This is a genomic window from Streptomyces sp. NPDC054932, assembly GCF_053610205.1.
The window spans coordinates 16,400-35,371 of record NZ_JBSGXU010000077.1 but is presented as its reverse complement, the minus strand read 5'-3'; the positions used below and the strand labels follow the sequence as shown (position 1 = coordinate 35,371).

Genomic DNA, 18,972 nt, shown 5'->3' with positions numbered 1-18,972 from the left:
GCCCGAGCCGGTCGTTCCCGTCGAGCCGGTGGTGGCCGTGGTGGCCGAGCCGGTCCAGCCGGAGCCCGTCCAGGTACAGCCCGAGCCCGAGCCCGAGCCGGTGGCCCAGGAGGCCGAGCCGGTGGTGGCCGAGCCGGTGGCCGTGCAGCCCCAGCCCCAGGAAGCCGCCCCGGTCGAGGAAGCGGCCCCCGTCGAGGCGGCCGCCGCGGCCGAGGAGGCCGCCCCCGTCGAGGAGGCCGCCCCCGTCGAGGAAGCCGCCCCGGTGGAGGAAGCCGCCCCGGTGGAGCAGCCCGGCGAGGCGGCCCCCGGCTACGCCGACGCCGAGCGCGAGGCCGTCCTGCGCGTCATGCGCGAGCGTCGTGACATCCGCAAGGGCTTCCGTACCGACCCGATCCCGCACGAGGTACTGCTCCGCGTCCTGGAGGCGGCCCACACCGCGCCCAGCGTCGGCCACTCGCAGCCCTGGGACTTCGTCGTCATCCGCTCCGCCGAGACCCGCCGGACGATGCACGAGCTCGCCCAGCGCCAGCGCGAGGCCTACGCCAAGTCGCTGCCCAAGGGCCGGGCGAAGCAGTTCAAGGAACTCAAGATCGAGGCCATCCTCGACACCCCGGTGAACATCGTCGTCACCGCCGACCCCACCCGCGGCGGCCGCCACACCCTCGGCCGGCACACCCAGCCGCAGATGGCCCCGTACTCCTCGGCCCTCGCCGTCGAGAACCTCTGGCTCGCCGCGCGCGCCGAAGGCCTCGGCGTCGGCTGGGTCAGCTTCTTCGACGAGCGCGAGATGGTCCGCGAGCTCGGCCTGCCGGAGCACCTGGAGGTCGTCGCCTACCTGTGCGTCGGCTACGTAGACGAGTTCCCCGAGGAGCCCGAGCTGGCCCAGGCCGGCTGGTCGCAGCGCCGCCCGCTCTCCTGGGTGGTCCACGAGGAGACCTACGGCCGCCGCGCCCTGCCCGGCGAGGAGCCGCACGACCTCCTCTCGGAGACGGTCGCCAGCATCCGCCCGCTCGACGCCAAGGCGCTCGGCGAGGCCTGGGAGCGGCAGAAGCGCATGACCAAGCCCGCCGGGGCCCTGGGCATGCTGGAAATCATCTCCGCCCAGCTCAGCGGCCTCTCCCGGGTCTGCCCGCCGCCGATCCCGGAGCCGGCCGCGGTCGCGATCTTCGCCGGTGACCACGGCGTGCACGCCCAGGGCGTCACCCCGTGGCCGCAGGAGGTCACCACCCAGATGGTGGCCAACTTCCTGGGCGGCGGAGCGGTCTGCAACGCCTTCGCCAACCAGGTCGGTGCCGAGGTCTGCGTGATCGACGTCGGTGTCGCCGGGGACCTCCCGGCCACCCCCGGCCTCCTGCCGCGCAAGGTCCGCCCCGGCACGGCCGACCTCTCCACCGGCCCGGCCATGACCCGCGAGGAAGCCGTCGCGGCCATCGAGGTCGGCATCGAGACGGCCCGCGACCTCGTCGCGGCCGGCAACAAGGCCCTCCTCACCGGTGAGATGGGCATCGCCAACACCACCGTCTCCGCGGCCCTCATCTCGGTCTTCACGGGTGTCGACCCCTCCGAGGTCACCGGCCGCGGCACGGGGATCAACGACGAGACGCACGCCCGCAAGGTCGAGGTCGTCCGCCGCGCCCTGGAGCTCCACCAGCCGGACCCGGCGGACCCGGTCGGCGTCCTCGCGGCCATCGGCGGCCTGGAGCACGCGGCGATCGTGGGCCTCCTCCTCGGCGGAGCGTCCCTGCGCACCCCCGTGATCCTGGACGGCGTCAGCGCCGGAGCCGCCGCCCTGGTGGCCCGCGCCATCGCCCCCGAGTCCCTGTCGGCCTGCATCGCGGGCCACCGCAGCGCGGAGCCGGGCCACGTCGCGGCGCTCAACAAGCTGGGCCTGCGCCCGCTCGTCGACCTGGACCTCCGCCTCGGCGAGGGCACGGGCGCCCTCCTCGCCCTCCCGCTGGTCCAGAGCGCGGCCCGCGCGATGCACGAGGTCGCCACGTTCGACTCGGCGGGCGTCACCGAGAAGTAGCGCCCCGATCCGGTGGGGCCGGTCCGCCCGATGGGGGTCGTCCCGGACGGGCCGGGTCCGCCGTGGTGCGGGGACACTCCGGGATGTCCCCGCAGGCCGAGCGGACCCACCGCCGGTCGGCGGGCCGGTCCGGCTCAGGGTTCGCGAGCCGAGGAGACGTCCCGGAGGGGCCCCGCCCCACCGCGAAGCCGCCCCGGCCCGCAGCGGGGCCCACCGCGAAGCCGCCCCGGCCCGGGCAGCCCCGTCCGCGCTGTGGGACGGCCCGCGCCGTATGGTGGACCCGCACCAAGAACCCGCACGTCAGTACCCCGCCAGTACCCCCGCCGCTCCAGAGCCGCAGCGGCAAGACAGAACGACCGCCGCACCAGGAGCCGCACCGCCATGGCCGACACCCCCGCCTACCCCGTAGGACTCCGCCTCGCCGGCCGCCGCGTCGTCGTCATCGGCGGTGGCCAGGTCGCCCAGCGCCGCCTCCCGGCGCTCATCGCCGCCGGCGCCGACATCCTGCTCATCTCGCCCTCCGCCACCCCCTCCGTGGACGCCATGGCCGAGACCGGCGAGATCCGCTGGGAGCGCCGCCGCTACCGGGACGGCGACCTCGCCGACGCCTGGTACGCGCTGATCGCCACCCAGAACCGCGAGGACAACGAGCGGGCCTCCGCCGAGGCCGAGCGCGAGCGCGTCTGGTGCGTCCGTGCCGACGACGCCTCCGCCGCCACCGCCTGGACCCCCGCGACCGGCCGCATCGAGGGCGTCACCGTCGCCGTGCTGACCGGCAACGACCCCCGCCGCTCCGCAGCCGTCCGCGACGCCGTCGTGGAGGGCCTGCGCGACGGCACCCTCACCGCTCCCGCGCACCGCCACAAGGCCACCCCCGGGGTGTCCCTCGTCGGCGGCGGCCCGGGCGACCCGGACCTGATCACCGTGCGCGGCCGCCGCCTCCTCGCCGAGGCCGACGTGGTCATCGCGGACCGGCTCGGCCCCCGTGACCTGCTCGACGAGCTCCCGCCGCACGTCGAGGTCATCGACGCCGCGAAGATCCCGTACGGCCGGTACATGGCGCAGGAGGCCATCAACAACGCTCTGATCGAGCATGCCAAGGCCGGCAAGGCCGTGGTCCGGCTCAAGGGCGGCGACCCGTACGTCTTCGGCCGCGGCATGGAGGAGCTCCAGGCACTCGCCGAGGCCGGCATCCCCTGCACCGTCGTTCCCGGCATCTCCAGCTCCATCTCGGTCCCCGGAGCCGTCGGCATCCCGGTCACCCACCGCGGTGTGGCGCACGAGTTCACGGTGGTCAGCGGTCACGTCGGCCCCGACGACCCGCGCTCCCTCGTGGACTGGGCCTCCCTCGCCAAGCTCACCGGAACCCTGGTGATCCTGATGGGCGTCGACAAGATCGGCCTGATCGCCGAGGCGCTGGTGCGCCACGGCCGCTCCGCGGACACTCCCGTCGCGGTGATCCAGGAGGGCACCACCGCCACCCAGCGCCGGGTGGACGCCACCCTGGCCACGGTCGGCGCGACCGTGCGCGCCGAAGAGGTCCGCCCGCCGGCCGTCATCGTCATCGGCGAGGTCGTCCGCGTGAACGCCCCCGGCGACCGCACCCTCCCCACCACCGGCGCCTGACAGGCCGTTGGCACCGCACCCAGGACAAGGCAGTATCACCCTGTGGCTGATCTCATCACCGTCGAGGACCCCGACGACCCGCGCCTGCGCGACTACACGGGTCTGACCGACGTCGAACTCCGGCGCAGGCGCGAGCCCGCGGAAGGCCTTTTCATCGCCGAGGGCGAGAAGGTCATCAGACGCGCCAAGGACGCCGGGTACGAGATGCGCTCGATGCTGCTCTCCGCCAAGTGGGTCGACGTCATGCGCGACGTCATCGACGAACTCCCGGCACCGGTCTACGCCGTGAGCCCCGAGCTGGCCGAGCGCGTCACGGGCTACCACGTGCACCGCGGGGCCCTCGCCTCCATGCAGCGCAAGCCGCTGCCGACGGCCGAGGAGCTGCTGTCCACGACCCGCCGCGTGGTCGTCATGGAAGCGGTCAACGACCACACCAACATCGGGGCCATCTTCCGCAGCGCCGCCGCCCTCGGCATGGACGCGGTCCTGCTGTCGCCCGACTGCGCGGACCCGCTCTACCGCCGCTCGGTGAAGGTCTCCATGGGCGCGGTGTTCTCCGTCCCCTACGCCCGCCTGGAGGCCTGGCCCAAGAGCCTGGACTCGGTGCGCGAGGCGGGCTTCAAGCTGCTCGCCCTCACCCCGCACGAGAAGGCCACGCCGATCGACGTGGCCGCCCCGCAGTCCCTGGAGCGGGTCGCGCTGATGCTCGGCGCCGAGGGCGACGGCCTGTCCACGCCGGCCCTGGTCGCCGCCGACGAGTGGGTGCGCATCCCCATGGCGCACGGCGTGGACTCGCTGAACGTGGGCGCGGCGGCGGCGGTCGCCTTCTACGCGGTGGCCCAGGACCGCGCCGCACAGTAGGAACGCCGGAGCCGGGGCCCGTCCTGATCGCCAGGACGGGCCCCGGCCCGTTGTCCCCCTAGAGCTTCTGGGCCGCCGCGATGCCCAGCGCCACGATCAGCGTCACCACGACGAACACGATGAGCCGCTGTCGCATCAGCTTCGGATCGGGCCGTGAGGGCCGCCGTCCCGTCCCCGTCGTCCTGGGGGCCGGACGGCCGCCCGTACGCCCCGAGGTCGGCCGGGAGGACGGGCCGCCGGGGCCCTGCGGGTTGCGGGAGGACGAGGGCCGCGAGTGCGGACCGCTCGGGGACCCGCCCTGGGCCCGGGGCGTGGTCGTGCCGCCCGTACGACGCTCCGGACGGCGCCCCGGGTACTCCTCGGCCCCGCCGACCCGTTCGGCCTCGGGGAGCCGCCCCGTCGGCCGCTCGACCCGGGCCCGCTGGGCCGGCGGACGCCCGTCCGAGAGCCCCTGGGCCTCGCGGGCCGCGATCTCCTTGAGCCGCATCGACAGCTGGAGCGTGCTGGGCCGCTCCTCGGGGTCCTTGGCCAGGCAGGCCCGCACCAGGGGGGCCAGCGCGTCCGGGACGCCCTGGAGGTGCGGCTCCTCGTGGACGACGCGGTACAGCATGACCTCGGAACTGCCGTGCCCGAAGGGCGAGTCGGCCGTGGCCGCGTAGGCCAGGGTGGCGCCGAGGGCGAAGACGTCGGTGGCCGGGGTGACTGCGGCGCCGCGGACCTGCTCGGGCGCGAGGAACCCGGGGGAGCCGACGGCCGTACCCACATGGGTGAGGGTGCTCGCCCCGGTGGCCCAGGCGATGCCGAAGTCGATGATCCGGGGGCCCTTGGGCGACAGCAGGATGTTCGACGGCTTGAGGTCGCGATGGACGACGCCCGCCTCGTGGACGGCGACCAGCCCCTCGGAGAGCGCGGCGCCCACGGCGGCGATCTGGGCGGCCGAGAGGGGACCCTCCTCGGCCACCTTGTCGTGCAGCGAGGGGCCGGGTACGTACTGGGTCGCGAACCAGGGCCGCTCGGCCTCCAGGTCCGCCGCCACCAGGCGTGCGGTGCAGCCGCCCCGGATCCGCCGGGCGGCGGACACCTCGCGGGCGAACCGCGAGCGGAACTCCTGGTCCTCGGCCAGATCCGGCCGGATGACCTTGAGCGCGACGCGCTGCCCGCGCCGGTCCGATCCCAGGTAGACCACGCCCATGCCGCCGGCGCCGAGCCGGCGGTGCAGTCTGAACGAGCCGACGACACGCGGGTCCTCGCGCCGGAGCCGCATCATCGCCATGTCCACCCCGCTGACCGGTCGTCCTGTTGACGTGGCACAGCTTACGGACCATCCGGCATGCGTGCTCAGAGGCCGCGCCCTCGCCGGGAGATTCGATTGTCAGTGCGGCACAGCACACTTGAGGGGGCGTCGGCGGTGCCGTCCGGATGCCCGCCCGGACCGCCCCGCAGGTCCAAGCGGCTTTTGCGCCAAGGGGATTGAAGCCCCGGAGCAGGTCCGGACCCGCCGCGGTGCATCCGTACGGCGCCTTCGGCCGAGTCGATCTTGTCGGAGGCCGGTGGGCGGACACGCGGCCACGGGGAGTGACGGAAGTGAGCGAAGTCACTACCCTCCGGTCATCCCCTCCGGGAAGACCCCGACAGCGGCGGAGCGGTCTCCACCCAGGGGAGTACGCGGCGCAGGCCCCGTCATCCTCCTGGAGGCCCGGCAATGGGTACGAGGGCATGAGGCCAGGGGCCGCCCGCCCGCCTAGTGTTGAAGACAAGCGGCGGGTGGCGCACTCGTCCCCCGAGGTCACGAGCCCGCCGCTGCCAAACGACAGGGAGAGGGCCATGGCGGACATCGCGCGGCAGGGACGCAAGGCATTCGCGTTCAACGGCCACGAGTCCGGCACCCGCCACCCGCTGGTGGCCGCGGCCATGGTGCTCCCCCTGGCCGCCCTGCTGCTCTTCCTCTTCGGAGGATTCGATCAGCTGGCGGCACAGGCGTCGTCCGTGGGTGTGATGCTGGGGCGCTGAGCGGCGCCCCGGGTCCGGGAGAGCGGCCCGGACCGGGACATCTGCCCGTCGAACCCCGTGGGGACGGGGGAGCGACGGACGGACGGCAGGTGAAGGGTGCTGCCCGTACGACTGGGGAGTCGGACGGGCAGCACCCTTTTTCATGCACTCCGGTCGTTTCGGGGGAACGCGAAAGCCCCGACCGTGGGAACGGCCGGGGCTTTCTGGCGGTGCGCGATACTGGGATTGAACCAGTGACCTCTTCCGTGTCAGGGAAGCGCTCTCCCGCTGAGCTAATCGCGCGGGCTCCGCAGCTCGAAAGCCGCAGGTCATGCAGGTGATGCGTGCGCGATACTGGGATTGAACCAGTGACCTCTTCCGTGTCAGGGAAGCGCTCTCCCGCTGAGCTAATCGCGCGGGGATCCTTGCGGATCAGTGGACGATACTGGGATTGAACCAGTGACCTCTTCCGTGTCAGGGAAGCGCTCTCCCGCTGAGCTAATCGTCCTTGGAGGTGGAGACGGGATTTGAACCCGTGTAGACGGCTTTGCAGGCCGTTGCCTCGCCTCTCGGCCACTCCACCATGGAGCTGCAGGGGTTCTCGGGAAGATCCCCCACTTCGAGCGGACGACGAGACTCGAACTCGCGACATCCACCTTGGCAAGGTGGTGCTCTACCAACTGAGCTACGTCCGCAGGTCACCGTGTTCGCTCCGGGGTTTTCCCCCTTCGCTCCCTGGCGACGTGTTGAACTCTAGCGGATTCCCGGGCCAGCTCAAAAACGCGTTTCCGCAGCGTGCTGCCGCTCGATCACCACAGGTCACCCGGCCGTCACCCCACCGGCGCCGCGTCGTCACCGGTCATAGACTCGCAGCCGTGCACGACCTGCCCCCCATGGCCCGCTTCGGCGGCCTCCTCGCGACCGATCTCCGGGACGTCACCAACGATCCCGCCGCTCTCGACTCCACCGGCTTCTGGGCCGTGTCCGCCGACTTCGAAGGGCGGCTCGTCTGCGCGCGCTTCGGCGACGTACGCCGCGAGCCCGTACCCGCGCCCGTCCCCGGAGCCTGGCGCGGACCCGACGCCGACCGGTGGACCTCCTCGCTGGACCGTGCCGCGTACGTGGCCGGCGTACGGCGCATCCGTGAGCACATCGCCGCCGGTGAGGTGTATCAGGCCAACCTCTGCCGCGTGATGTCCGCGCCGCTGCCCGACCCGGACCGTGCGGACGTGGACGCCCTCACCGCACTCCTCGCACGGGGCAACCCCGCACCCTTTGCAGGAACGATTCGGCTGGCCGCGCACGGCGTCGAGATCGCGACCGCCTCCCCCGAGCTGTACCTGCGCCGGGCCGGCCGTCACATCGAGTCCGGCCCCATCAAGGGCACCGGCCGCACCGTGGAGGACCTGCTCCCCAAGGACCACGCCGAGAACGTGATGATCGTGGACCTCGTGCGCAACGACCTCGGCCGGGTCTGCGCGACGGGCTCCGTCGCCGTCCCCGAGCTGTGCGCCGTCGAGGAGCACCCGGGCCTGGTCCACCTCGTCTCCGTCGTCAGCGGCGAGCTCGCCGACGGCGCCGGCTGGCCCGAGCTGCTTTCCGCCACCTTCCCGCCCGGTTCCGTCACGGGCGCACCCAAGTCCTCCGCACTGCGGATCATCAAGGACCTGGAGACCGCTCCGCGCGGCCCCTACTGCGGCGGCATCGGCTGGGTCGACGCGGACCGGGGCACGGCCGAGCTCGCCGTCGGCATCCGTACCTTCTGGATCGACCGCGAGGCCCCCGGCGGCCCCGCCCTGCTCTTCGGCACCGGCGCGGGCATCACCTGGGGCTCCGACCCCGACCGCGAGTGGGCGGAGACCGAACTGAAGGCCGCCCGCCTGCTGCGGGTGGCCACGGGCCACGAGGTGAGCGGCAGCGGTATCCAGGGGACGAACGACACGATCGGAAGGACCGCACCATGAGAATCTGGCTCGACGGAGCCCTGACCGAGGTGGACGAGGCGAAAGTGTCCGTCCTCGACCACGGCCTGACGGTGGGCGACGGCGTCTTCGAGACGCTGAAGACGGAGCGCGGCCGGGCCTTCGCGCTCACCCGCCACCTGGAACGGCTCACCCGCTCGGCCCGCGGCCTCGGCCTGCCCGACCCCGACCTCGACGAGGTCCGTCGCGCCTGCGCCGCCGTGCTGGAGGCCAACCCGGTGGAGCAGGGGCGGCTGCGCGTCACCTACACGGGCGGAGTCTCCCCGCTCGGCTCCGACCGCGGCGACTCCGGCACCACCCTGATCGCCGCCGTCGCCGAGTCCCCCCGCCGCCCGGACACCACCGCCGTCGTCACGGTCCCCTGGGTCCGCAACGAGCGCTCGGCCGTGGCCGGGCTGAAGACCACCTCCTACGCCGAGAACGTGGTCGCCCTCGCCGCCGCGCACCGGGCAGGGGCCTCCGAGGCGCTCCTCGCCAACACCCTCGGCCGGCTCTGCGAGGGCACCGGCTCCAACGTCTTCGTCGTGCTCGACGGGGAACTGCACACTCCGCCGCTGGCCTCGGGCTGCCTGGCCGGCATCACCCGGGCCCTCGTCGTCGAATGGGCCGGCGCCAAGGAGACCGACCTGCCCTTCGAGGCGCTGGAGCGGGCCGAGGAGATCTTCGTGACCTCCTCCCTGCGCGACGCCCAGGCGGTGCTGCGGATCGACGACCGCGAGCTGGGGACCGCCCCGGGACCGGTCACGGCCGAGGTGATGCGGATCTTCGAGGTGAAGGCGGGCGCGGACCTCGACCCGTAGGACGGCGGGCCCGAAGGCTTCCGCCGGAGGAGGGCTGTCGCGGCGGCCGCGGGACGGGTAGAACTCAAGGGATGACCACCACCCTGCGGCCGTCCGGGCCGCTCCAGCACACGGCGGACGGCGCACGCTCGCGCGCCTACGAGATCCGGGTCAACAGCAGGCGGGTCGGCGCCCTGGTGATCGCCTCGGACACGCCCTTCGGGCCGACGGTCGGGGAGATCCGCGACCTGGACGTCGAGGTGGGCGACCGGCGGCGGGGGAGGGCCACGGTGGCCGCGCTCGCCGCCGAGGAAGTGCTGCGCGGCTGGGGCTGCCGCCGGGTCCGCATCTCGGTCCCCGGCGGCTCGGAGGGCGGCCTGCGCATGGCCGAGGCCCTCGGCTACGCCGAATACAGCCGGAACATGGCCAAGGACCTGCCGGCCGCGGCGCCCGACCTGCCCGAGGGGGTGCTCGGCCGGGCCATGACGGACGCCGAGTACGAGGGCTGGTACGGCCGGGCCGTCGAGGCCTACGCCGAGAACTGGAGCAGCCGCGGCATGTCCGCCGAGGCCGCCCGCGCCAAGTCGGTGGCCGACCACGAGAGCCAGCTGCCCCGGGGCCTGGCGACCCCGGGGGCGACCTTCGTCGTCCTGGAGGCGGCCGGGGAGCCCGTCGGCCACGTGTGGCTCGCGCCGCGCGGGCAGGGCTCGTACATCTACGACATCGAGGTCCGCGCCGAACACCGGGGCCGCGGGCACGGCCGCCACCTGATGCTGCTCGCCGAACGCGCGGCCCTCGCCGAGGGGCACCGCCTGCTGGCGCTCCAGGTCTTCACCGACAACACCCCGGCCCTGCGGCTGTACCTGTCCCTCGGCTACCGCCCCACCTTCTTCAACTACGCCAAGGACCTGATCTAGGCCGCCAGCAGGCGGTCGGCGATCTCCTCGATGCGGGCGCGCAGACCGTCCTGGCTCTTGCCGCCGTCCAGCCGCTGTTCGTCGATCACGTACGTCGGGGTGCCGGTCACGCCGATCGCCTTGCCCTCGGCCTGGTCGGCGTCGACGATCAGGATGTGCCTCCCGTCGATCAGGGCGGTGTCGAACTCCTCGACGTCGAGACCCAGTTCACGCGCCACGTCCAGCAGCACCGGCTCGCCGCGCTCGGCCAGCTCCGCGGTGCGCGCCAGCACGGCCTCCGCGTAGGGCCAGCCCAGGCCCTGCTCGACGGCCTCCTCGGCGGCCTGCGCCGCGGCGAAGGCGTGCTTGTGCTTCTCGAGGGGGAAGTGGCGCAGCCGGATGTCCAGCCGGTCGCCGTAGCGGGCCCGCAGGGCGCGTACGTCGTCCAGGGCGCGGTGGCAGTCCGGGCACTGCAGTTCGCACCAGACGTCGAGGATCACGGAATCGGTCATACGGACAGTCTCCCAGTCCCCGCCCGTCCCACCGACAGGCACCGGGACCCAGGGAGGAGGCGGGACCCGGAGATAACCCGGAGATCCGGACGGGGGAGGCTGCGGACCTGGCCGCTGCGGCGGCGGCCGGTGCAGGATGGACAGGGACGGATCGCCGAGCCGCCGAGAGTCGGGAGGACCGCATGCTTGCCGAGACCATTTGCTCCGCGGTGTCAGTGGCGGGCCTGGGCATCGCCGCGGTGACCGCCTACCGCAAGCGCTTCCTGGCCGCCGCGCGGATCACCGCGTACGCACTGGTGCCGGTCGGCCTGGTGATGACGGGGTTCGTGGAGTGGGTGTCCGGGATGGTCTTCAATCCGGCCGTCTGGGCCGGCTTCGGGCTGCTGGGCGTGTCCTGGCTGCTCTTCATGACCACCCGTGCCATCGAGCGGCGAGCCCTCGCCGCCTCCGGACAGCCCGGCAGGCCGGGGAAGAAGATCAAGGGCGGCCCGGCCGCCGATGCCGTCGCCCCGGCCGCGTCCGCGCCGTCCCTGGGCGCCGGAGCCGGTTCGCCGCAGCCGGCCGACCGCCGGAACCCGCCGGCCGCCGCTCCCGCGGACGACTTCTCCGACATCGAGGCCATCCTCAAGAAGCACGGCATCTGACCCGGCCCGGGCCTCGTCCACAAGATCGGGCGAACTCCCGAGCGGATGTTGGCGTGTTGAGGGGCGGTGAGGGGTGCGCTGCGCCATCATCGGCCCGACATGTTCGAGACATCGCACGGTGAGCCGCCGGTACCCGCCCCTGTAGTGGAGGAGCCGCGAGGCTGTCTCTTCGCGCTCTCCCAACCACCCCTGATGATCTTCCTAGCGGTGATCGGCATCCTGCTGCTGCTCGCCGCCGTGCACGACCTCTACCTGCTCTGACGCCTCCGCGTCGGCCTCCTTGCGCCGGGCCCGGTATGCCGCCACGTGCAGCCGGTTCCCGCAGGTCCGGCTGTCGCAGTAGCGCCGGGAGCGGTTGCGGGACAGGTCCACGAAGGCCCGTCGGCAGTCCGGGGCCTCGCAGCGGCGCAGCCGTTCGTGCTCGCCGGAGACCACGATGAAGGCCAGCGCCATGCCTCCGTCGGCCGCCAGGTGGTCGCCCACCGACGCGCCGGGTGCGAAGTAGTGCACGTGCCAGTCGTAGCCGTCGTGGTCGGTCAGCTGCGGCGTGGTGCCGGCCGTGGCCACGAGCTCGTTGATCAGTATGGAAGCCGCACGCGGGTTCGGGGCGGCGAAGACCTGGGCGAACTTGCCGCGCACGGTGCGGACGCCGGCCAGGTCGCGGGCGCTGAGCTCGCCGACGTCGCTGATCGCGTATTCCTGGACGAATCCGCGCAGCGCGCCGATGTCCGAGAGCCCGTCGGGCTGGTCCGCCTCGGCCGCGGTGTTCACCAGCGCGACGACGACGTCGAGCGCGCGACGGGTGTCGTGGGGGATCTGCACGGGGTCTCCCTCAGGGGCCGGGCCTGCGGCGACGGGAGGCGCCGCCGCTGCCGCCCGACAATAGCGGGTCCCGCCGAAGCACACCGGCGCCGTTCTCGCGGGTGGCTTCCGCAAGAACAGCGCCGGCACTGCGTATGTGGTTGTCGGCCGACCCGCACCGTCGCCCCGAGTCGGACGGTGTCGAGCGGCTGTAGGCCTGGCTCAGCTTTCGGCCAGGATGTGGGAGAGCTCCTTGTCGAGATCGAAGTGCCGGTGCTCGGTCCCGGGTGGGACCGCGGCGTCCGTCCGCTTGAGGAACGACTCGAGTGCTCGGGCGGGTGCTTCGAGCAGTGCTTCTCCCTCCGGTGAGCTCAGGGCGATGCAGACGACGCCCTGACCGTGGCTGCGGGACGGCCAGACGCGGACGTCGCCGGTACCGGTGGGCCGGTGGAGGCCCTCCGCGAGGAGGTCGCGGGCGAATACCCATTCGACCGTCTCCTCGGCGCCGGTGTGGAAGGTGGCGTGCACGGCGTAGGGGTCGGCCGTGTCATACCGCAGGCCCGCGGGAACAGGCAGTGAGGACTCGCTCGACACAACGAGGCGCAGGTGCAGCTCGCAGCTGACCGTGGTGTTCATAAGCGCCAGGGCCTTTCGCTCAGTGTGCGCTCGGGGATTCGCACGTCGGCGAAATCGACATGCCACCTACGGTGCCGTTGTAAACCCCTCTGACCGTTTTGCGGACCTCTGGGTCCCTCGGACGGCGGATCCAAACCTGCATTCACGTGTGCATCGAGCTCCGGTAGATTCGACTCCATGAATACGGGGAGTGACCGCGGAGCCCATGAGTCCGCCGCTGACGAAACCACCACGGAATCCACCGCGGCAGCCGCCGCGGAGCCCGCGGAGGCGCCGCACGTATCGAAGGCCCCGGCCTTCATCAAGTCGAACAGGAGCCTGCACCTGAGCTGGCAGGTCGGCGTCTTCATCGTCGGCCTCGCGGTCATCGGCGCCGGTGTCGCCATGCTCGTGCTGCCCGGTCCCGGCTGGGTCGCGATCTTCGCGGGCCTGGCGATCTGGGCCACCGAGTTCGCCTGGGCCCACCTCGTGCTGCGCTGGACGAAGCGGAAAGTCACCGAGGCCGCACAGAAGGCGCTCGACCCGAAGGTCCGCCGCCGCAACATCATCCTGACCAGCGTCGGCCTCGTCATCGCGGGCGCCCTGATCGGCTTCTACCTGTGGAAGTACGGGCTCGTCCTGCCCTGGAACCTCAAGGACCAGTGATGGTCAAGGAGCACCGCTGACATGCGGTAATGTTTGCGGTGCGTCCGGGCGATTAGCTCAGTGGGAGAGCACTTCGTTCACACCGAAGGGGTCACTGGTTCGAACCCAGTATCGCCCACCCGGACCAGAGGCCCGGAGACTTCACCGTCTCCGGGCCTCTGGCGTTCACGCCCCGCCGCAGCGGGGCTCCGGCCTACCGCAGCCGCCCGATCGCGGCCCGCAGCCGGCGGGCGTCGCGCAGCCGCCGCTCGTACGTCGCCCCCACCGCCAGCAGCAGCAGGCCCGCCAGGGCCGGCGGCACCCAGCGCGGGAGCGCCCCCGCGACCTGCACCACGTACGGGGCCAGCTCGTGCACCGCCACCGCCGCCAGCACGGCGCCACCCAGCAGGAGCGGGGCCTGCAGCCGCCGCCGGGCGCCCGCCAGGGTCACCACCAGCGCGGCCGCCCCCAGCAGCAGCGGACGCAGCCAGCCCGGATCCCCCCAGGCCGCCAGCAGGCTCGGCAGCAGGGTCGCCGCCAGGCCCGGGCCGTACGCCGTCCAGGACGAGGCCTGCGGGTCCCGGCGGCGCCGCAGCAGACCCACCACGAGGGCCGGCACCGTCACCGGCAGCGTGTACGCCTCCGGGGCGGTCACCCCGGCCTCGGCCAGCCGGACCCAGGTCGCCGCCGCGAACAGCGCCCCCGCCGCCCAGCCCAGCACCCGCCGGTCGGGCCGCACCGCGGCGCCCGCGCAGATCACCCCGGCCAGGGCCAGCACCAGCGCCAGCGTGCCGGAGCGCCCGGCCGACAGTGCCACCGCCAGCCCGCCCGCCACGGCCGCCGCGATCTCGGCGGGCAGCCGGACCCCGCCCAGCCGCGGCCCGAGCGCCGCCACCAGCGCCGGGACCGCGAGCACCGGGAGCGCCCACCAGACCACCGCCAGGTCGCTCACCGCGCCCACCGCCACCAGCAGGCCCGTGGCGTACCCGACGGCGCACACGGCCGCCCCGGAGCGGACCGGCCGCGGAGCCGCCCCGTACGCCGCTCCCGCCACGCAGCCGGCGCCCAGCAGCCCCCACACCACGAAGGTCGCCGTCCGGCCGTCCAGCGCGCCCAGGGACACGTTCGCGGCGCCGGCCGGCGCGCACACGGCGGCCGCGATCCGGGCCCCGCGCACCGGGGAGCGCAGGGCGAGGGCCCCCGCCGCGCCCGTCACCGCGAGCTGCGCGGCGAAGACCGCCGCCACCGGGAACCCGAGCAGCACCGGGGCCGTGAACAGCCCCGCCCAGGCGAGCACCACCGCCACCACCAGCGGCTCCGGCCGGGACAGCACCCGCGACAGCCACCAGGCCGCCCCCGCCGTCATCAGCAGCGCGACCGGGACCGCCGCGCCCGGCCCGTACGGATCCCGGGCCGGGGTGGTCACCGCCCAGACCTCCTCCAGCACCCGGAGCCGGGCCGTCAGTGTCGGCACCACCGCCGCGCCGGCCGCAAGCGCGCCGAGGGCGCCCACCGCGGCCCCGGCCCACGCCGACCCGCGCCGCACCCCCGCCGGGAGCGCGGGAACCCGTACCGCCGCCAGCAGGGGCAGCCCCACCAGCAGGTGCGCCACCACCGCCCAGCCCGGTTCGAGCTCCGGCCGGGCCACGCCGCCCAAGGCCACCACCGCTGCCAGAGCGCCCACCAGTGCGGCGACCCAGGCGCGCGGCTCGCGCCGGGCCGCCGCCGCACCCAGGGCCGAGCCCGCCAGCAGCAGCGCCGCCGGAGCCAGGGCCTGCGCCGCCGAAGCCGCCGACCACGACTGGGCCGCCCCGAGCAGCAGCGCCACCGAGGCCAGTACGGCCGCCGGGACCGCCGCCGCCCGGGCCCGCAGCGCGAGCACCGCGTCCAGCGCGGCCGTCACCAGCAGCGCCCAGCCGAGCTCCAGCGGCCCCGGCTGTGCGGCGAGCGCCGCCAGCGGCAGCGGGAACTGGGCCGCCAGCACCGCGGCCGGCAGCGGGATCCGCAGCTTGCGCAGGCCCGAGCCGTACGCGGCCCACACCGCCGCGAGCACCGCGGCCGCCCCCGCCGCGTACCCGGTGCCGTCGACGTCCGACAGGCCGACCGCGTACACCGCGTACGCGTCCAGCACCGTCAGCAGCAGTGCGACCGCGGCGACCGACTCCGCCGTCGACCGCAGCCCGCGGCGCAGCAGCAGGACGGGCGCGCCCAGCGCCGCCGCCGTCACCGCGGCGAGCACCGCCGAGCGCCCGGCGATCCCCATGGACCCCCAGCTGACCAGCGTGAACGCGAGCGCGGCGACGGCCAGCAGCACCGCGCCCAGGGTGAGCAGCACGTTCTGCGCGCTCGGGGCCGAGGTCTCCTTGGCCGGCCCTGCGGGCGCGGCCGGCCCCCAGCGGACCGGGGCGGGCCCGGGACCGGCCTGCTGCAGCAGGCGCAGCAGCCAGTCCCGGCGGCCCAGCAAATACAGTCGCCGGGCATCGAGTTGAGCCAGCTCGCGATCGATGAGCGCCAGCTCTTCGGCGGGCGGCAGTGGGGTGTTCATATCCGGAGTGTGGCCCCGGTCACGCAGTCAGGACATGGGCGTGCGTACTCAGATGTGTCCTGAGTAGGTACATGAGGTGCGCCCGGCGGGCCGCTGCGGGGGAAGCGGTTTGAACCAGCCCCGAGCCTTCTGTATTGTTCAGTCCGTTCCCGGGCGATTAGCTCAGCGGGAGAGCACTTCGTTCACACCGAAGGGGTCACTGGTTCGATCCCAGTATCGCCCACCGGGACAGGCCGGTCCGTCACAGACGGACCGGCCTTCCGCATGTTCGGGGCACCGCTCCCGGGCCGTCCGGGCCCCGGCCTACGCCGCCGTCGAGAGGTCCGGACGCAGCGGCCAGTGCGGATCCACCGGCTCCGGCGTCCCCTGGCGCGCGAACCACGCCTGCAGACCCCGCGCCTGTGCCGCGTGCCACACCGCCTGCAGCGTGTGCAGCTCGGCCGGTGTCAGCCGCTCCAGCCGGGCCGCGAACCGCCGTCCCACCGCCCGTACGAGCTCCAGCGAGGCCGTGGCGTCCGCCGCCGCGTCGTGCGCGCCCTCCAGCTCGATCCCGTAGTGCGCGCACAGGTCCGTCAGCGTCCGGCGGCCCTTGCGGTACCGGTCCAGGTGCTTGTCCAGCACCCGCGGATCCAGCACCGTCAGCGGCCGGTTGTCCAGGTACCGCGAGAGCGAGGACGCCCGGTGCCGGCGCAACTCCCGGTCCAGCAGCGTCAGGTCGAACGGCGCGTTCATCACCACCACCGGGCGGCCCGCCACCTGCTGCTCCCCGAGCGCCCGGGCTATCTCCTCCACCACCGGCGCCGGCCAGCGGCCGTGACGCTGCAGGTGCTCATCGGTCAGCCCGTGCACTTCCGTGGCGCCCGGGGGCACCGGAATGCCGGGATTGACGAGCCAGCGCGTGGTGCGGACCCGGCCGCCCGCACACTCCTGGACGACGAGCGCGGCGGACACGATCCGGTCCTGCTCGACGTCCACCCCGGTGGTCTCCGTGTCGAATGAGGCCAGCGGGCCCTCGTACCAGCGTGTCATGGCGAACTCCTCGTCCCCGAGCGGCGGATGGAGCTTCCTGAACACACCACCCCCGCCGCATCGGTGATACCCGGGCTGTTTGCCCCGTACGCCGTTTGCGGGCAGTCGGGTACGGAGACAACCTCCTTGGGGGGCCGTACGCATGACCGGTCGTCACCCAGCACCGCTCGCGGCAGAGCCCGCAAGGCATGGGGAGCCGGCCATGGCGCTCACACAGCCCGAACCGAGCGGGGTGCTGCAGCAGGGGACGGGGCCGCGGCCCGGAGCCCTGCGCGGCACGCTCGCCACCACCGCCTGCATGGAGACCCTCCAGGTGGGATACCTGCACGCCGTAGCGGCCGCCGCCGGTTGCTCGCTCTCCCAGCCCTTCCCCGACAACGGCATCGACTGGCACGTCTCGCACGGGGCGCCCGAGCACGTCGTCGACGACGAGGTCACCATCAAGGTGCAGCTCAAGGCGACCTACCAGATACCGCCGCGGCCGGCCGGGGCCACCTTCGGCTTCACCCTCGACAACGAGCACCTGGTGAAGCTGGCCCGGACGCCCGTCGCCGTTCACAAGATCCTCGTCGTGATGCTCGTACCGAGGGAGCGCGACCAGTGGCTCGCCGCCGGACACGACCGGCTCGACCTGAGGCACTGCTGCTACTGGACCAATCTCGCCGGGCACCCCGTGACCGGCCGGCGCCGCACCACCGTACGGATCCCCACCACGCGGATCTTCGACGACCGTGCGCTGTGCGAGATCATGACCCGCGTCGGGTCGGGAGGGACACCCTGATGAACCTGCACCCACCGCACCTCGAACCGCTCCCGTCCCCGCCGTACACCCCGGGCGCTCCCGATCCCGCGCAGGTCGACCCGCAGGTGCTGGGCGCGCTGCTGCACCGGCACGGCTGGCTGCGGCGCGGCGGCGCCGCCGGGCGGTACGGGCGCTGGACCCCGCCAGGGCGGACGGGCACCAGCCTGCTCGTCCCGGAGAGCCGCACCTTCCCCGACTGCGCGGACCTGTTGGAGGAGGCGCTCACCGCCCTCGCGCACGGCGGACTGCCCTCGGCGCACGAGGTCCTCCTCGGGCTGAGCGTGCCCAGCGACGAGATCCGCTGGGAGCGGGAGATCCCGGAGGGGCCCCACGGCTTCCGGGGCGAGGCCGCCTGGCCGGTGCAGGAACAGCTGCGCTCGGCCGCCCGCCGGCTCCTGCTCGCGGGGGCCCTAGCCGACCGGGCCCGGGCCGGGTACTACGGGGCCCGGCACCAGGCGCAGGCCGAGCGCACGCTGGACGGGGTCCTGGTCGGGCCGTCCCCGGGCGGGCGCCGGCTGACCGCGTACGTTCCCGTGGACGGCGGCCGGGGGCCCGTGACCCGGCTGCACCACGCCCTGCACGCGGCCCGCGAGGCGGTGGACTACCAGCGGGCCACCGGTGGCATGGAGGCCTTCGACGCGGCGGTGGCGGCCGGGGTCAGCCGGGAGCTCGCCGAGGCGATCGTCGCCCTGGTCCGGGGATCGGAGGGGGCCAGGATCGCGCTGGCCTGGGCGCCCGCCGCGGGGGTCCCGGCGGGCTGCGCGGCCCGCCCCGAGCCGGTCGAGTTCTCCCCGGGCGACCTGCCCGTGCTGCGGGAGGCCGCCGCCCGCTACACCCGCGCGGAACCTGCCGTACCGGTCCGGCTCGCGGGAGCCGTGGTGCGGATGCGGCGCAAGGCCGCCGGGGGCGGGGGGACCGTCCGGCTGCGGGTGCTGGCCGGGGCGGAGGTCCCGTACGTCCGGGTGGCGCTCGACGAGGAGGCGTACCGCATCGCGGGCCACGCCCACCTGGTGGGTCTGCCGGTCCGGGTCACCGGGCGGCTGCAACGGCGGGGCGGCTTCCGGCGACTCTCCGACGCGGCGGACGTGGCGCCGGTACCGATGGACGAGGTCGAGCGGGACCGGCTGATGAAGTCCCTGGACGCGGCCTTCGACCCCGAGGAGGTCCTCCCGGCGGACGACTAGGCGGGCCCGGAGTCGTCTGCCCGCCGCCCGGGCGAC

The 18,972-nt window shown here is 74.0% G+C and carries 17 protein-coding genes and 7 tRNA genes; 13 read left to right on the top strand and 11 right to left on the bottom strand.

The annotated features are described in order from the left end of the window. The 3 genes from cobT to ACWGE1_RS21555 all read left to right on the top strand — a co-directional run. Positions 1–2,026: nicotinate-nucleotide--dimethylbenzimidazole phosphoribosyltransferase (gene cobT, locus ACWGE1_RS21565; protein ID WP_453422097.1), on the top strand; the 2,026-nt coding region annotated here is incomplete at its 5' end. A 381-nt stretch (positions 2,027–2,407) separates the two neighbouring features. Next, on the top strand, positions 2,408–3,652 hold the full coding sequence (cobA, locus tag ACWGE1_RS21560; protein WP_453422096.1) for a uroporphyrinogen-III C-methyltransferase: 1,245 nt from the start codon (positions 2,408–2,410) through the stop codon (positions 3,650–3,652). Between the two features lie 42 nt (positions 3,653–3,694). After that, positions 3,695–4,513: a TrmH family RNA methyltransferase gene (locus ACWGE1_RS21555; protein ID WP_453422095.1), complete on the top strand. Its 819-nt coding sequence runs from the start codon at positions 3,695–3,697 to the stop codon at positions 4,511–4,513. Between the two features lie 58 nt (positions 4,514–4,571). Here the strand turns inward: ACWGE1_RS21555 and ACWGE1_RS21550 are convergent, their stop codons facing one another. Then, a complete protein-coding gene (locus tag ACWGE1_RS21550; protein WP_453422094.1) occupies positions 4,572–5,786 on the bottom strand; it encodes a protein kinase domain-containing protein in 1,215 nt (404 codons plus the stop codon). Positions 5,787–6,337: 551 nt separating this feature from the next. Between ACWGE1_RS21550 and ACWGE1_RS21545 the strand changes: the two genes are divergently transcribed. Beyond that, complete coding sequence (locus ACWGE1_RS21545; protein ID WP_030723551.1) at positions 6,338–6,523, top strand: hypothetical protein; 186 nt, start codon at positions 6,338–6,340, stop codon at positions 6,521–6,523. Positions 6,524–6,733: 210 nt separating this feature from the next. On the opposite strand, the gene ACWGE1_RS21540 is transcribed toward ACWGE1_RS21545, so the two are convergent. The 5 genes from ACWGE1_RS21540 to ACWGE1_RS21520 all read right to left on the bottom strand — a co-directional run bounded on the left by ACWGE1_RS21540 (position 6,734) and on the right by ACWGE1_RS21520 (position 7,197). Further along, positions 6,734–6,805 (bottom strand) — tRNA-Val (locus ACWGE1_RS21540). Positions 6,806–6,847: 42 nt separating this feature from the next. Next, positions 6,848–6,919 (bottom strand) — tRNA-Val (locus ACWGE1_RS21535). Positions 6,920–6,938: 19 nt separating this feature from the next. Next, positions 6,939–7,010: transfer RNA gene (locus tag ACWGE1_RS21530), tRNA-Val, on the bottom strand. A 1-nt stretch (position 7,011) separates the two neighbouring features. Beyond that, a tRNA-Cys gene (locus ACWGE1_RS21525) sits at positions 7,012–7,085 on the bottom strand. Between the two features lie 39 nt (positions 7,086–7,124). Beyond that, positions 7,125–7,197: transfer RNA gene (locus tag ACWGE1_RS21520), tRNA-Gly, on the bottom strand. 180 nt (positions 7,198–7,377) lie between these two features. On the opposite strand from ACWGE1_RS21520, the gene ACWGE1_RS21515 reads away from it, so the two are divergent. From ACWGE1_RS21515 to ACWGE1_RS21505, 3 genes are all read left to right on the top strand, one after another. Next, entirely contained in the window at positions 7,378–8,466 is a 1,089-nt protein-coding gene (locus ACWGE1_RS21515) for a chorismate-binding protein (RefSeq protein WP_453422093.1), read from the top strand. After that, positions 8,463–9,284, top strand: a complete 822-nt coding sequence (locus ACWGE1_RS21510) for an aminotransferase class IV (RefSeq protein ID WP_453422092.1) — start codon at positions 8,463–8,465, stop codon at positions 9,282–9,284. Before ACWGE1_RS21515 ends, ACWGE1_RS21510 begins: the two co-directional genes overlap by 4 nt. A gap of 71 nt (positions 9,285–9,355) precedes the next feature. Then, on the top strand, positions 9,356–10,180 hold the full coding sequence (locus ACWGE1_RS21505; RefSeq protein WP_453422091.1) for a GNAT family N-acetyltransferase: 825 nt from the start codon (positions 9,356–9,358) through the stop codon (positions 10,178–10,180). Here ACWGE1_RS21505 and ACWGE1_RS21500 read toward each other — a convergent pair. Continuing rightward, positions 10,177–10,671 (bottom strand): DsbA family protein, encoded by a 495-nt coding sequence (locus ACWGE1_RS21500; protein WP_453422090.1) that lies wholly within the window; start codon positions 10,669–10,671, stop codon positions 10,177–10,179. The genes ACWGE1_RS21505 and ACWGE1_RS21500 overlap by 4 nt on opposite strands. Before the next feature lie 182 nt (positions 10,672–10,853). On the opposite strand from ACWGE1_RS21500, the gene ACWGE1_RS21495 reads away from it, so the two are divergent. Then, the gene (locus ACWGE1_RS21495) at positions 10,854–11,315 is read left to right on the top strand and encodes a hypothetical protein (protein ID WP_453422089.1); all 462 of its coding nucleotides are present in this window, start codon (positions 10,854–10,856) and stop codon (positions 11,313–11,315) included. Positions 11,316–11,516: 201 nt separating this feature from the next. Here the strand turns inward: ACWGE1_RS21495 and ACWGE1_RS21490 are convergent, their stop codons facing one another. Together ACWGE1_RS21490 and ACWGE1_RS21485 are read right to left on the bottom strand one after the other, a co-directional pair. Continuing rightward, positions 11,517–12,137 carry a CGNR zinc finger domain-containing protein gene (locus tag ACWGE1_RS21490; RefSeq protein ID WP_453422088.1) on the bottom strand — a complete coding sequence of 207 codons (621 nt, stop codon included), beginning with the start codon at positions 12,135–12,137 and terminating at the stop codon, positions 11,517–11,519. 201 nt (positions 12,138–12,338) lie between these two features. Next, entirely contained in the window at positions 12,339–12,752 is a 414-nt protein-coding gene (locus ACWGE1_RS21485; protein WP_030011909.1) for an SsgA family sporulation/cell division regulator, read from the bottom strand. A 177-nt stretch (positions 12,753–12,929) separates the two neighbouring features. Between ACWGE1_RS21485 and ACWGE1_RS21480 the strand changes: the two genes are divergently transcribed. Next, positions 12,930–13,397, top strand: a complete 468-nt coding sequence (locus tag ACWGE1_RS21480) for a TIGR02611 family protein (RefSeq protein WP_453422087.1) — start codon at positions 12,930–12,932, stop codon at positions 13,395–13,397. Between the two features lie 46 nt (positions 13,398–13,443). Further along, positions 13,444–13,515 (top strand) — tRNA-Val (locus ACWGE1_RS21475). Positions 13,516–13,590: 75 nt separating this feature from the next. Here the strand turns inward: ACWGE1_RS21475 and ACWGE1_RS21470 are convergent. Continuing rightward, positions 13,591–15,921 carry an SCO7613 C-terminal domain-containing membrane protein gene (locus ACWGE1_RS21470; RefSeq protein WP_453422086.1) on the bottom strand — a complete coding sequence of 777 codons (2,331 nt, stop codon included), beginning with the start codon at positions 15,919–15,921 and terminating at the stop codon, positions 13,591–13,593. 151 nt (positions 15,922–16,072) lie between these two features. Between ACWGE1_RS21470 and ACWGE1_RS21465 the strand changes: the two genes are divergently transcribed. After that, positions 16,073–16,144: transfer RNA gene (locus ACWGE1_RS21465), tRNA-Val, on the top strand. Between the two features lie 80 nt (positions 16,145–16,224). Here the strand turns inward: ACWGE1_RS21465 and ACWGE1_RS21460 are convergent. After that, positions 16,225–16,950 (bottom strand): exonuclease domain-containing protein, encoded by a 726-nt coding sequence (locus ACWGE1_RS21460; protein WP_453422085.1) that lies wholly within the window; start codon positions 16,948–16,950, stop codon positions 16,225–16,227. 202 nt (positions 16,951–17,152) lie between these two features. Here ACWGE1_RS21460 and ACWGE1_RS21455 point away from each other — a divergent pair, with 202 nt between their 5' ends. Beyond that, on the top strand, positions 17,153–17,731 hold the full coding sequence (locus ACWGE1_RS21455; RefSeq protein WP_453422084.1) for a DUF4365 domain-containing protein: 579 nt from the start codon (positions 17,153–17,155) through the stop codon (positions 17,729–17,731). Next, on the top strand, positions 17,731–18,936 hold the full coding sequence (locus tag ACWGE1_RS21450) for a hypothetical protein (RefSeq protein ID WP_453422083.1): 1,206 nt from the start codon (positions 17,731–17,733) through the stop codon (positions 18,934–18,936). Before ACWGE1_RS21455 ends, ACWGE1_RS21450 begins: the two co-directional genes overlap by 1 nt. Positions 18,937–18,972: the final 36 nt, after the last annotated feature.